This window comes from Nostoc sp. 2RC (genome assembly GCF_014222165.1).
Lineage (GTDB): Bacteria > Cyanobacteriota > Cyanobacteriia > Cyanobacteriales > Nostocaceae > Nostoc > Nostoc linckia.
In genome coordinates this window covers 1-13,063 of sequence record NZ_JACKZU010000224.1, presented here as the reverse complement: position 1 = coordinate 13,063, position 13,063 = coordinate 1, and the positions used below count along the sequence as shown (strand labels likewise).

Annotated in this window: 14 protein-coding genes and 1 pseudogene; 8 read left to right on the top strand and 7 right to left on the bottom strand. The window is 40.5% G+C overall.

Annotated elements, in window-relative coordinates; translation table 11 throughout:
* Nucleotides 1-341 precede the first annotated feature (341 nt).
* Together GNE10_RS22435 and GNE10_RS22430 are read left to right on the top strand one after the other, a co-directional pair.
* The gene (locus tag GNE10_RS22435) at nt 342-707 is read left to right on the top strand and encodes a ferredoxin thioredoxin reductase catalytic beta subunit (RefSeq protein WP_099070974.1); all 366 of its coding nucleotides are present in this window, start codon (nt 342-344) and stop codon (nt 705-707) included.
* Nucleotides 704-1,096 (top strand): DUF309 domain-containing protein, encoded by a 393-nt coding sequence (locus GNE10_RS22430; protein ID WP_185567059.1) that lies wholly within the window; start codon nt 704-706, stop codon nt 1,094-1,096. Before GNE10_RS22435 ends, GNE10_RS22430 begins: the two co-directional genes overlap by 4 nt.
* A gap of 185 nt (nt 1,097-1,281) precedes the next feature.
* Here the strand turns inward: GNE10_RS22430 and GNE10_RS22425 are convergent, their stop codons facing one another.
* Nucleotides 1,282-1,566: a DUF2470 domain-containing protein gene (locus GNE10_RS22425; RefSeq protein ID WP_185567058.1), complete on the bottom strand. Its 285-nt coding sequence runs from the start codon at nt 1,564-1,566 to the stop codon at nt 1,282-1,284.
* Nucleotides 1,567-1,844: 278 nt separating this feature from the next.
* On the opposite strand from GNE10_RS22425, the gene GNE10_RS22420 reads away from it, so the two are divergent.
* Nucleotides 1,845-2,594, top strand: a complete 750-nt coding sequence (locus GNE10_RS22420) for a metallophosphoesterase family protein (RefSeq protein WP_185567057.1) — start codon at nt 1,845-1,847, stop codon at nt 2,592-2,594.
* A gap of 133 nt (nt 2,595-2,727) precedes the next feature.
* Here GNE10_RS22420 and GNE10_RS22415 read toward each other — a convergent pair whose 3' ends face one another.
* Together GNE10_RS22415 and GNE10_RS22410 are read right to left on the bottom strand one after the other, a co-directional pair.
* Nucleotides 2,728-3,585, bottom strand: coding sequence for a M48 family metallopeptidase (locus GNE10_RS22415; protein WP_099070970.1), 858 nt, complete (start codon nt 3,583-3,585; stop codon nt 2,728-2,730).
* Between the two features lie 150 nt (nt 3,586-3,735).
* Nucleotides 3,736-4,002: a hypothetical protein gene (locus GNE10_RS22410; protein ID WP_185567056.1), complete on the bottom strand. Its 267-nt coding sequence runs from the start codon at nt 4,000-4,002 to the stop codon at nt 3,736-3,738.
* Between the two features lie 77 nt (nt 4,003-4,079).
* Between GNE10_RS22410 and GNE10_RS22405 the strand changes: the two genes are divergently transcribed.
* A complete protein-coding gene (locus GNE10_RS22405) occupies nt 4,080-4,613 on the top strand; it encodes a DUF4330 domain-containing protein (RefSeq protein WP_099070968.1) in 534 nt (177 codons plus the stop codon).
* 117 nt (nt 4,614-4,730) lie between these two features.
* On the opposite strand, the gene GNE10_RS22400 is transcribed toward GNE10_RS22405, so the two are convergent.
* Nucleotides 4,731-5,627, bottom strand: coding sequence for an alpha/beta fold hydrolase (locus tag GNE10_RS22400; RefSeq protein WP_099070967.1), 897 nt, complete (start codon nt 5,625-5,627; stop codon nt 4,731-4,733).
* 432 nt (nt 5,628-6,059) lie between these two features.
* Here GNE10_RS22400 and GNE10_RS22395 point away from each other — a divergent pair, with 432 nt between their 5' ends.
* The 4 genes from GNE10_RS22395 to GNE10_RS22380 all read left to right on the top strand — a co-directional run bounded on the left by GNE10_RS22395 (nt 6,060) and on the right by GNE10_RS22380 (nt 10,536).
* Nucleotides 6,060-6,644, top strand: coding sequence for a hypothetical protein (locus GNE10_RS22395; RefSeq protein ID WP_185567055.1), 585 nt, complete (start codon nt 6,060-6,062; stop codon nt 6,642-6,644).
* A 216-nt stretch (nt 6,645-6,860) separates the two neighbouring features.
* Nucleotides 6,861-7,628 (top strand): armadillo-type fold-containing protein, encoded by a 768-nt coding sequence (locus GNE10_RS22390; protein ID WP_185567054.1) that lies wholly within the window; start codon nt 6,861-6,863, stop codon nt 7,626-7,628.
* A gap of 112 nt (nt 7,629-7,740) precedes the next feature.
* Nucleotides 7,741-9,246 carry an NADH-quinone oxidoreductase subunit M gene (locus GNE10_RS22385; protein ID WP_185567053.1) on the top strand — a complete coding sequence of 502 codons (1,506 nt, stop codon included), beginning with the start codon at nt 7,741-7,743 and terminating at the stop codon, nt 9,244-9,246.
* A 159-nt stretch (nt 9,247-9,405) separates the two neighbouring features.
* Nucleotides 9,406-10,536 carry a CO2 hydration protein gene (locus tag GNE10_RS22380; RefSeq protein ID WP_185567052.1) on the top strand — a complete coding sequence of 377 codons (1,131 nt, stop codon included), beginning with the start codon at nt 9,406-9,408 and terminating at the stop codon, nt 10,534-10,536.
* A 155-nt stretch (nt 10,537-10,691) separates the two neighbouring features.
* On the opposite strand, the pseudogene GNE10_RS36560 reads toward GNE10_RS22380, so the two are convergent.
* From GNE10_RS36560 to GNE10_RS22365, 3 genes and pseudogenes are all read right to left on the bottom strand, one after another.
* A pseudogene (locus tag GNE10_RS36560) lies at nt 10,692-10,772 on the bottom strand (Uma2 family endonuclease); the annotation flags it as partial.
* 79 nt (nt 10,773-10,851) lie between these two features.
* Nucleotides 10,852-11,817, bottom strand: a complete 966-nt coding sequence (locus GNE10_RS22370; protein ID WP_185567051.1) for a hypothetical protein — start codon at nt 11,815-11,817, stop codon at nt 10,852-10,854.
* A gap of 3 nt (nt 11,818-11,820) precedes the next feature.
* On the bottom strand, nt 11,821-12,936 hold the full coding sequence (locus GNE10_RS22365; RefSeq protein WP_185567050.1) for a DUF3696 domain-containing protein: 1,116 nt from the start codon (nt 12,934-12,936) through the stop codon (nt 11,821-11,823).
* Nucleotides 12,937-13,063: the final 127 nt, after the last annotated feature.

Sequence of the window (13,063 nt, the reverse complement as noted above, 5' to 3'; positions counted from 1 at the left end):
AAAGGGGAAAGAAAAAACCTTTACCCTTTACCCTTTAACCCCTTCGGGGTTCGCCAGTCGCTCATGGGGGAAACCCCCAAGACCGCGCTGGCTCACCTTTTCCCAAAACCAAATTCCGAGTTGAAAATGCACAAAGCGAGCAGTATTGCCTCATCTCCCCACCTCCCCCCGCCAGCTAAGCTTCTCTGATTTGCTAGATTGTCTGCACGCCAGATATATCAGCCTTTGTGCATATATAAAACAGCATAAGCAAATAAGGTTGGGGAAATACACCCAGTAATCCCCCACTGCGGCTGAGGTACAATGCAAAGAAATATTTAAATTATGAGTGCCCGATCCACATGATCACATCAGAAGTTAACACAAAATCCAGCGATAAAAGCCTTGAGGCAATGCGGCATTTTTCTGAACAATACGCCAAGCGTACTGGAACATACTTCTGTTCTGAACCTTCTGTTACCGCAGTGGTGATTGAAGGACTAGCCAAACATAAAGATGAACTTGGTTCGCCTTTATGTCCTTGTCGCCATTACGAAGATAAAGAAGCTGAGGTTCACGCCACATATTGGAACTGCCCCTGCGTACCAATGAGAGAACGCAAAGAATGTCACTGTATGTTATTCCTCACACCTGACAATGAGTTTGCTGGAGACAAGCAAGAAATCTCTCTGGAAACAATTAAAGAAGTGCGAGATAGCATGGGATGAGCGAAACCATCCCCCAAGAGTTTTGGCAAGGCATAGAACAATTCAATTGTGGCCAGTTTTACGCCTGCCATGACACTTTAGAGGCTCTATGGATTGAAGCCAGCGAACCGGAAAAAACCTTTTATCAAGGTATTCTGCAAATTGCTGTGGCACTGTATCATCTAGAAAATCGTAACTGGCGAGGTGCGGTAATCCTGCTGGGAGAAGGCAGCAATCGCCTGCGGCGTTACCCATCTAGTTACGGTGGTATTGATGTAGATGAGCTATTAAGTCAAAGCGTAGCATTGTTGAAGACATTGCAACAAATAGGAGCAGAAAAAATTACCTCTGGCGATTTCGGTGAAAATCAAGCCCTATCTTTACCTAGAATTGTGCTAGTTAGCGATTAATCAAGTTTAAGTATGTGAAGAAAGATAAGGAAGATAGGAGAAAAGCATATTATTTTAAGTTTGTAGTAAGGACTTTAGTCCTCTAATAAGGACTTCAGTCCTTACTACAAGCAAAAAAATTGATTTTTTGTGACACTTGCGTAAGTCCTGACAGAGAAAGAAAAGAAGATTACCGCTATTTTTTGCTACTTTGATTTCACCCGCGCTTGCTTGACCATTGCAATCAAAGTTTGATGAGCATCTTCCGAATCTGCTAAAACATGGTCGAATGGAATACGAACTGGCACATTTTCTCCATTTACTTGCGCTGTTAAATCCATACCATCTGCATCAATTGACAGCATTTGCGCTGTGATTGCATCAGTGATGCCACCAAAAGCCTTAGCATAAAGAACCACAGCATCAGCATGATCCTCGTTCATGTGGTTACAGATACGCGAACTAACTTCAGCAGAAAAATTGTTAGACATTGCCAAATAAAAATTTAGTTATACAGCAAGGCCTTCGATTCTACGCTAACAACTGAGATTAAATTTACTGATTTTTAAATTGTCACAAAAATCATAGACCATACTATATTGCGATGCCAATTAAACCTATTCGTGACTGGAATAATAATTAAATTAAAATTAAACTTTAAATTACAATAAAGGTTATCCAGTATTTTCACCCGTTATTGCGGAAAGAAGACAGCTTAAACTGTAGCAGAGTATGAACTAACATTCTAAATTATTGTAGTCAAGAGACAATGAGCGAAACTAACCCCAGACGAATTGTAATTGGGGATGTACATGGTCACTATGAAGGTTTGATGATATTGTTGGAGGCCATCGCCCCCACATCAGATGATCGAGTCTATTTTCTGGGAGACTTAATCGATCGCGGCCCTCATAGCGCACAAGTAGTTAATTTTGTCAAACGAAATAACTACCCGTGTCTGCTGGGTAATCACGAGCAGATGTTATTAAGCATTCTCACTGAAGAAAAAGCTTTTTCTCCCAGGATGCAAGCATGGCTATATAGTGGAGGGCAAGCTACAGTAGCCAGTTACCACGAAGCTACAATTCCAGATGACCATTTAGACTGGTTTAAATCTTTACCTACATATATGGACTTGGGGGATATTTGGTTAACTCATGCAGGAGTTGACCCTTCTAAGCCAGTGATAGAACAAACAGCCGAGCAGCTGTGCTGGATACGAGAAGAATTTCACAGCATTCCCAAGCCTTACTTTCCTGATAAGCAAATTATCATTGGTCACACCATTACCTTTACTCTACCGGGTGTTTCACCTGGTCAACTGGCGCAAGGACAGGGATGGCTAGACATAGATACTGGTGCCTATCATCCCCGGAGTGGATGGTTGACTGGACTAGATATTACAAACAATTTAGTATATCAAGTTAACATTTTTAGAAATTATCTGCGTGCCCTGCCCTTACAAGATGCAGCGATCGCAATTGACCCCGCTAAAATCAGAGTTAATCGTCGGGATTAGAGATGAGGGAGATGGGGGAGATGGGGGAGATGGGGAGACAAGGGAGACAAGGAGAATAATTTCTCAGTCACCAGTCACCAGTCAACACTCAACAGTCAACACTCACCAATCAACACTCCCAATACCGTCAAGGCTAAGCTAATGGTCGAATATTGGCTCTATAACTAGCACTGTCTAATCCGTAAGTTCCATTACTAGGTTGGGACTCGATTGCACGTTTGAGGTTGGCAATGCGATCGCTGGTTCCGGGGTGGGTACTCAAAAATGTGGGCACAGAACCACCTTGTTTCAAAAGTTTTTGCATAAAAGAAACCATAGCAGACTGGGCATAACCAGCCCGTGTCAAAGTTTTTAATCCTCTTTTGTCAGCGTCATATTCATCTTGACGACTGCGGGGACGATTTAAGGCAAGTTCTACACCAATATTGATGGCGGTGTTGCGGTCTAAACCAGTTGCGGTTGCTAAACCGCTAGCGATGGCTCTTTGGCGCATCTGTTTCACCAAGTGTTTTCCACCAATGTGACCAATTTCATGGGCGATGACACTTGCTAGTTCTGCTTCATTATCTGCGGCTTTGAGCAAACCCGTGTGTACATATACATAGCCTCCCAAAGTGGCAAAGGCATTAATGGCATTATCTTCAACTACTTGGAAAGTATAGCTAAGATTGGGGCGATCGCTATTAGCCGCTAAGCGCCGGCCAATTTGTTCTACATAGCTATTAACTCCAGCATTCTTGTAAAGTCGGACTTGACTCCCTATTATTTCCTGATTAATCTGTTTGCCAATATCAGTTTCCTGGCGATCGGATATATTAGAAAGCTGAAGTACCTGGACTCCTTGCAATATTAGAGGCAAGAATTCTAAAGTTCTTCCAGGCAAGGCTGTACCCAGGCACAGGCTCAAAGCCACTACCACCGAAATTAGTGGATAAAACCAGCGACGCCGCCACGTGCGGTAGTTTACAACAAAACCTTTCCAGTTCAACATAATCTGCACTGAAGATAATTTCGAGAGAACGTAAAATGATAAGACAAATTATGAGACGAATTTAGAGTATTCTAAGTTGCATTATTAGTTCAAAACTAAACCGATTGTTATACAACTAATACTTACGCAAATATACCGAAGTTGACACAACTAACGATTCCCTCTAGAGATAGGCTTAAGGGAAATCCAAAAAAGAAATTCTTCTGCTTCAGGTGGTTGACTGTTATTTGTTAACTGTGAATGGTCAACAGTTAACAGTAGTAATGGAACATTTTTTACTTGCAATTTCCTAAAGATGAGATTTGATTTTTTTGGTGTATTAGTTCCAATCAGTAAAAATTTTTGAGTTACCAGCCGCAGTTCTAAACTGACAAACTCGTGATAAACTGTCCACCAGCCCATTGGAGTTATTAGCAAATAGATAAAATTACTGTTTCCGTCAAAAAGAATCTTGCTACAATCAATTACTTCGCTATTACCTGGGAAAACTTTTTATGGCTATTTTAGATTCAAAAGGTCGTTTGTTTGGCAAAATTAACCTCCTCGATTTAGGTGCTGCGTTGGTAATTCTGCTAGTTATATTTGGCATCTTTATCTTTCCTGGCACTTCTGGTTCTGTTGCTCAAGTTGGTTCCAAAACAGTACCCATAGAAGTAGATTTAGTAGTTCGTGGTTTAAATGTGCGCGATCCGGAACAATTGTTCAATAACGGATTCCAAAAAGGCGGTAAAACTAATGTGATTATCCGCAACCAACCTTATGGACAGATTGAGATTAAATCAATTCAACAGCTACCAAGAACAGTTAATGTTTTCCAACCTGATGGAACTGTCAAAGAATTGCCAGATCCAAAAACCAATAATTTTAGTACAGATTTTCTCTTAACTCTAGATGGTAAAGCTCAAGTCACTACAAGCGGGCCTGTTCTTGGTAACAGTAAAGTCAAAATTGGAATGCCCTTTGAGTTAGAAGGTTTTAACTACAATTTTAATGCTACTGTCATTGATATCAGAATCAAAGACAAGTAGTCTTTTTTAAGAATTCAGAATTCAGAATTCAGAATTCAGAAGTGAAAAAATTAATGCATTCAAAGAAGTTGCGTTTTCAAGTCATACGCTAAATTCTGAATTCTGACTTCTGATACGTTAATTGAGCAAAGACAAAAATTGGCGAATCAAACCAATTGTGACTGCTGGTAATTCTAACTGCGGCGTTAAACCCACGTCTTCCAATTGTTGAAAAAACCGGATTGCTTGGGGATTCATTTCGGCAAGGCGGCGACCAATTCCAGGGCCTGTAAATTGGGATTTTTGTCCCCAAATAATCGCTGTAGGAGTGGTCAATTGTTGAATATAAAGGGATAAATCAAAGCACAAATCCCCACGTACAAATGATAGTGCTGCATACTCAGCATTCGGCTGTTGGGCAGATTCTAGATAAGCATCTACAATTTCTTGGTAGATGCGGTTGGGCTGAGCGAATTGTCGTTGCTCTAAGAAACTGCGAATACCGCCACTGGTAGCAACTCCAGTACTGTATAGCAGGCGGTCAATAATAGGAACACTAATTAACTGAGCAAAAAAGCTGCGGGAATAGTCTTCGCCAAAATCCGAAAGTCCGGCGGGGGTAGTGAGAATTAAAGACTTAAATAATTCGGGATGAGCGATCGCTACTCTAATTGTAAAGGCTGCGGTCAAAGATGAAGCAATGGTTGTTACCGGGCCACTACAAGTTTGCTGCAAAAACTCCCGAATACTTGTCAAATAATCGTCAATTTTATAACTAAGTGCGGGATGCTCAGATTTTCCCCAACCAATTAAATCTGGTGCAATAACCCGATATTCAGCAGCAAAAGCCGGATAAACTTTCGACCACTCATAAGCAGAAGATCCACCACCAAAGCCGTGCAAAAATACCAAAGTTTCTCGGTCGTCTTTGACAGTGGCGTCGTTGTACCAGGGTGTCCCAGCAGCGGTATAATACACCATCTTACCTAATGAGGTAATTACAGAGCGTTGTTCAAATCCTATCGGTTGAAACATAAATATTTTTCTTCACTCTAATGATTGATTAACACAGATAACAGGAGAGATACAGGCACAGGCAAAGGAATTATCTTTATTATCAATGAAGCAATTACTTGAAGACTTCTGACCAGCGTCAGATTAAGCAGATGTAAAACTACTGAAGTAGTTGTAAAGATTTGGTGTTTATTTTTTCATAGATAAAAACAAACTAACCTTGTAATTACTGCATTTATTAGGTCATCAGTATAACAAGTATGATTTACTACATAAAAATTAAATGGTTGTTTATGATACTCTATGAAAAAACTGATAAATAATTTTGAGCTTCAAAAATAGCGAAAATGCTGGCTTTGATGGGCTGTTAATTTTAGTTGTGCATCTAAAAAGAATAGCTTTTGATATATTACTAATCTGATTATTTTCTACGTAATGGTAAGGCGGAATGTCATGGTAAAACAGGCTACTCTTCAATCAAATAAAGCACCAAGGATTGAAGACCCTAAATTTGCGCTTGACAATCTTAATATACAACACCAAATTACAGCTTCATCCTGGCGCGATCGCGTGGAGCCACCCATTGACCTTGCCAAACTCAGTATACCTACTTGTATTTGTTTAGACTTTGAAGACTTGAAGTGTTTTGAAGTAGTAGAGTCCCAGTATGAACGCTGGGGAGTAATTTTTCGTAATTCTCTAGCAATACAGCCATCAAATCCTGCATTTCCCAGTTATTCGGGACTGACAGTCCTAATGGGAGCGCCCAAAAGCGGATTTTTAGAAGCTACTTTCTTGCATCCTGTGAACTCGGTTAGCGCCTTTGTGACAAGTTCCCAACGGCTAGTACTTTCGGCTTACGATGGCCATAGGCAACTCCTTGGACAAACCGCACTACCGAGCGGTAATCTAGCCGATTCTGACTCAGCAATTTCCCCGAATACATTATTATCCATCAGTGCGAATAACATCTACACAGTTACTTTCTGTGCTTTTGACGGTCAATTTGTCCTTGATGACTTTCGTTTTTGTTTCTAAACTAGAAACGTTAAAAACTCACTAGAAAAATTAAGCTTACTCGTCCGAGTCCGGGTATTCTTTTAGAGTATATTGTTCATGGATCTCCCCAAGGGTAGAAACTAGGATGTGATTTATCATCTCCCAGTATTTTTACCAATTGTGGACGCTCCTTGAGTTTTCGTATCTAATCAAACTTTTACAAAAGGTAATCTCGTATTCAAGTAGGTAAACACCGTGGCACAGGCTTCGTCTTCTTGGCAGCAATTGATCGAGCAGCTTCCCAACTGGTCGCTTCCAAAGTTCAAGATAGGAGGAAGCTCAAAACAACAAACTTTTAAACGCTACTCCGGGCCTGGAGGCTTTCTAGGGTTCCTGACCATCATCATTGCCATGCTGTTGTGGAACTGGAAACTCCTATTAGCTCTGTTAATCGGCGTTGGGGTAATGGTATTAGTTTACTCAATGCAAGAGTGGGACTGGCAATTACGCTGGTCTAAAATACGCGAATTCTTAAATAGTCCAAACCGTCGGTTAGTCTTAGCAGTTCTCAGTGGTGGTATTGCTACTGTTAGTACTTACATGGCTGCTGCAATTTGGGTTGATTCTCATAGCCGATGGATTGCGGCTGGTGCCATCGCCCAAGGTGTAGGAACCCTGCTAACTTTAATTTTATTAGTATGGCAAATTGTCAACTTTTATGGAAATCGAGAAGAAGACCACCTCGAACAATTGTTAGTCAACTTAACAGAAAAAGATCCATTAAAGCGGTTAATAGCTCTGCGTCAACTAACTAAATTGATTGTTCGTAAGCGAGTTGATACTTCAGTGCAGCAAGATGTAGTGGAATGCTTGCAACTTCTACTGAGTCGTGAAGAGGAAGTTGTGGTTAGAGAGGCGGCTTTTAAAATCTTGCAAGCCTGCGATCGCTCACAAATACTACCACCCAAAACAGCCAAAACCTTCATACCCATATCAGCAAAACTCAAACAGCGTGTTTATTAGTCATTGGGCATTGGGCATTGGGCATTGGGCATTGGGCATTGGGCATTTCTTCCTCTGCTCCCCCTGCTTCCTTGTCCCCCTTATCTCCCTCATCCCCCGTTAGCTCAAATGTATGCTTAGTGCTTTAATTTTAGTGCCTTTGATTGGCGCAGCTTTAATTGGTTTCTGGCCCTCTGGCATTAGTGGGAAACTTGCCCGTGGGGTGGCTTTGGTATTTGCGATTATCGCTTTCTTTTTGACAATTGTACTCACAATTCAGTTCCGTCTTGGAGAAGTCAGTCAACAGTTTGCTGAGTCAGTTCCTTGGATAGATGCCTTAGGCTTGAACTATAGCCTGGGAGTAGATGGTTTATCTTTGGTATTGCTGGTTTTGAATGCCCTGTTGACTTCCATCGCCATCTATAGTAGTGATGAATCCCTTGCACGTCCCAAATTGTATTACTCTTTGATACTACTGCTAAGTGTCGGCGTCACTGGAGCTTTTTTAGCACAGGATTTACTGCTATTTTTCCTGTTTTACGAACTGGAACTGATTCCCCTATATTTGTTAATAGCAATTTGGGGTGGTGCAAGAAGGGGCTATGCAGCAACAAAATTCCTGATTTATACTGCTGTTTCCGGAATCTTGATTTTAGCAAGTTTCCTGGGGATAGTTTGGCTGAGTGGTTCCTCTAGCTTTGCGCTAGCAACCTTGAACCCGAAAACTCTACCTTTAGCAACCCAAGTTTTACTGTTAGTGGGAATTTTGGTAGGTTTTGGGATTAAAATTCCCTTAGTTCCCTTCCATACTTGGTTACCAGATGCTCACGTTGAAGCTTCCACACCGATTTCCGTGCTGTTAGCTGGGGTACTGTTGAAGTTGGGAACTTACGGCTTACTGCGATTTGGTATGAACTTGTTACCAGAAGCCTGGGGTTATCTGGCTCCTTGGTTAGCAGTTTGGGCCGCAGTCAGTGTATTGTATGGTTCATCCTGTGCCATCGCCCAAACAGATATGAAAAAAATGGTGGCGTACAGTTCCATTGGACACATGGGCTACGTTTTGATAGCGGCGGCGGCGGCGACACCTTTAAGTGTACTGGGTGCTGTTATGCAAATGATTAGCCACGGCTTGATTTCGGCAATGCTGTTTTTGCTGGTGGGCGTTGTTTATAAAAAAGCCGGTAGTCGGGATTTAGAAATTCTCAGAGGACTACTGAACCCAGAACGCGGTATGCCGGTAATTGGTAGCTTAATGATTGTGGGAGTTATGGCCAGCGCTGGGATACCGGGAATGGTAGGGTTTATTTCCGAATTCGTAGTTTATCGCGGTAGTTTTGCAGTTTTTCCAGTACAAACCTTACTGTGCATGATTGGTACTGGTTTGACAGCGGTTTACTTTTTATTACTTGTCAACCGCGCCTTTTTTGGACGCTTATCTGCACCTGTTGTGAATTTACCACGTGTATATTGGAGCGATCGCCTTCCTGCTGCCATTTTAGCCTTACTAATTGTGATTTTTGGCATACAACCTTCTTGGTTAGCACGCTGGACTGAACCAACAGTTACAGCAATGGTCAATACTCAAAACGTAGTAGCAACAGTGTCCTTGGATAAGAGAATGGGAAGTGGGGAGTAGGGAGTGGGGAGATGAGGAGATGAGGAGATGGGGAGCAAAGGGGCAGGGGAAAAGGTTAAAGGGTAAAGGGTAAAGGGATAAATTTAACCTTTCCCCCTTACCCCTTTCCCTTTCCCCATTCCCAATGCCCAATACCCAATACTTAATGGAGAAATCGCAGTGGTAACTATTAGAAATAAATTTACAAACGAACCTTTACCTGAGTTTATTGAACGCCTGCAAAGCGGACAGGCACTACTCATCGATACTCCACAAAATGTGCTGGAAGTGGTTGGTATTCTCAAAAGTTATGGCGTGGTTTTAGATGCTTATTCAATCAATCTAAATTACATTGCCGAACACCAATTTTTAGTATTTTTTCCTTTTTTTAAATACTTTAATGGAGAAGTATCTTTTAAAAAATTGCTGCGTCACTGGTGGCACGATCGCATTAATTTTGAATATGCCGAGTATTGTATGAAAGCCATGATGTGGCACGGTGGTGGCGGTCTAGATGAATATTTAGATACACAGGAATTTCAAGAAAGAGCGCAAGCCGTAATCAAAGCTAAATTTAAAAATAATCCTTTAATTTTAGGTATTAATCAACTGTTTCCAGATTTTTTAACTGAACAGTTACGCCTTTCTGCTTATTACACTGGTTTAGGTCAATTTTGGCGAGTGATGGCTGATATTTTCTTGACCTTATCAGACCGCTACGACAATGGCGAAATTAAATCAATTCCTCAAGTTGTAGACCATATTAAAGCAGGATTAGTGGCAAGTGCATCCAAGCCAATTACCTACAGCGTCAAAATTAAGGAAAAACTCTATGACATCATTCCTCAAGACGTTGGTTTGACTTTCTTAGCAGACACAGCAATACCTTATGTAGAGGCAGTTTTCTTTAGAGGAACACCTTTCCACGGTACAGTTTCATACAACGCCCAAGCTTATCAAATATCTCCAGATCAGAGTCGATTCCAATATGGCGCATTGTACGCCGATCCTTTGCCCATCGGCGGTGCTGGTATTCCTCCCACCTTGTTGATGCAGGATATGCGTCATTTTCTTCCAGAGTACTTGCATGAAATTTATCGTCGCAGCCTCCGGGGTGAAGATGATTTGCGAGTGCAAATTTGTATGACCTTCCAAAAATCGATGTTTTGCGTAACCACAGCAACAATTTTAGGACTAGCGCCTTATCCTTTAGATACAAAAGATCCATCCGAGGAAAAAGCAAATCGAGTTTATTTTGCAAAGTGGATGAGTCGCTTAGAAACTTCCCAGTTGCTAGAGGTGAATAAATAGTTGACCGTGGCAATTTTAGATTTTAGATTAAAAATTATCTATATCCAGAGTGGTTTGTTTCAATAGATGCTCGCCGACACAGGGAGAGCTAGTTGTTGGCAATCCAAAATCAAAATTCCAAAATCGATTGACTGTAGGTCAAAATTATGCATCCGGTATGTACCGTCAGACTCAGGAAGTTGTGTATGGTCTGGGAACGGGGTGAGGTCGGTTGCAGGATTGGTTGCAGAGGTCATAAGGTTACCTTTGCAGGAGTACGGGTTGTTTTTTAGTTTAGCAGTGGAAGGAGGGAGAAAGGCGATCGCGGCAGTTGTGTTAAGTTTTATACTTAACTGTAGGAAGATGACGACCAACATAGCCAATAATGACTTGTCCTGGTTTTACTGGAAAAAAGTAAATTCGCCAATTGCAAAATTTTAATTTGGCATGTCGTTCAAATCGACGTTCTTTCTCATCAGGACAAAGAAAGGTTCTTTCACTACCGTATTTATTCAGAGTTGCTTCACTCTCTCCAGATTCGTCAATAGGATAATCATCAAGATTAAAATACCCTTTTTTCCATTTATTAGAACATTTTTCAAGCTCCAATAGTGTTTTGGTAACAGGTTGTAATTCCAATTGTCCAACACGGATATTTCTTAACTGTTTACTGACAGAATCACAGAATTCAAGGTTAGGAAATAATTCTCCTTTTCGTTCCCAAAGATCCTCACCATCGATAACTCCAGTCCGAATACGGTTTTGTATCCACTCAGCATGTTCCTGTACATGATTGCTACGACTAGCATGGAGAATGTCTAAAATATCATTGATTACCTCTTCATTTTCATTAAGTCGCCTCACTTCGAGTTTTAGGCGGCTAAAGTTCCAGCATTCTTTAGATATAAAGCTAATTGCTAATGTGTCAAGCATATAAGCAATACCAAGTCCAATTGCGGCTTCTCCCTGATGCCAAAATTCAGACAAGCCAGCATTATTTTCAATATCTTGAATATCTAAATTTGCAATATTAGTTGAGAAAGGACTTCCTGTTGCTAGATTTATAATAAAACCTTGTTCAACTTGATCTACTTCTTTATCATTAAGCCAACGACGTAAAGGATATTCAGGTGCAAGTATAGTTGTATGAAAGTCATCTTTAGTACGAAGATATACTTTCACACCCTGAGCTTTGACTGCCTTTACAGTGTTAATGAAGTTCGACATCCACTGTCGTGCTGTTTCTTTATCAGAGGTAGGATTTTGCAGAGAGAGTTCATTTAATACTAGATTAATCTCCACACTCTACTCTCCCGCAGGTTCTAACAAAACATCCAAGCTTTTTTCCCACTCATCAAAAAATCCATCAGGCCATCGATCAATTCTGCCATTCCGATCGATATGCGGTGAAACTACTTTTGTCAAAGCTTGTCCTTGTTTTTCTTGTTGCTGAAAGTAATGCAATTGGACATAATGCGGGGGAATAATACCACCATGAACAGCAAGACGAATACCGTTTAAAACATGATCGCTATGAGTTTCTATCACAACCTGAATATCACAACTAGCTGCTAGTGCTAATAATTCTCCCATTTTCACTTGTCCTCTAGGATGAAGGTGAGCTTCTGGGTTTTCAACTAGGATTAGTGTACCAGGAGGAGATGAAAGTATAGCTACAATAATTGATAGAGTGTAGGTAATTCCAAAACCAACGTTAGTTGCACGATAAAGATTACTATCTCCATAAAAATATTTTATAGTTACTAAACCCATCGCTGAGTTAGCTTCTATTTTGATACGTATACCAGGACTAACCTCTCTCATCCATGCTTCCACTTGATCTATTAGATTCATTGATTTTGCTTGTGGATAGCTTAGATTTACTATCGGTATTGCTTCATCTCCATAAATATAAAGAAAATGAGCTGTATATTCTCCTTGAGTACCAATTTGTCTAAGTCTTCTGACTTGATAATCAGACATTTCATTAAATGAACGCGGGCCGATTCGTTCTGCTCTAAGGTAGTGAAAATATTTGCTAAAAATATATGATTGACGAATTTCAGATTTATTTGGTTCTGAAATTACATTTAAAACATCTTCTTCTTTCTTATCAGGGTTGTAATTAAAATCCCATATACCTTCATACTTTTCCCAGATAATCTCAAAGCTTATATGGTTATCTTTCGCACTCTCATAAAGGGCATCTTGTGCTGTACCAATATTTACTAATTCCCCATTTAGTGCCAAGCCAGTTTTTGGCAACAAATCCTGTTGATAAGATTGGCGTAGTAGTAGTAGTGATTGAAGTACAGAAGATTTTCCAGTGCTGTTAAGTCCAGAGATTAGTGTTAAGGGTCGAAATTCAAGCGACTGGTCTTCAAATTTTTTAAAGTTAATTAAACGAAGAGCATGAATCATGAAAGCACTTCCTGAATTATTTTACCAATAATCTCAAATCTATATTCAACTTTTTTAGCAGCTTGGGATATAGATGCAAGAAATTCTTTATCATTATCTACATATTGAATAAAAATTTCAATAATTT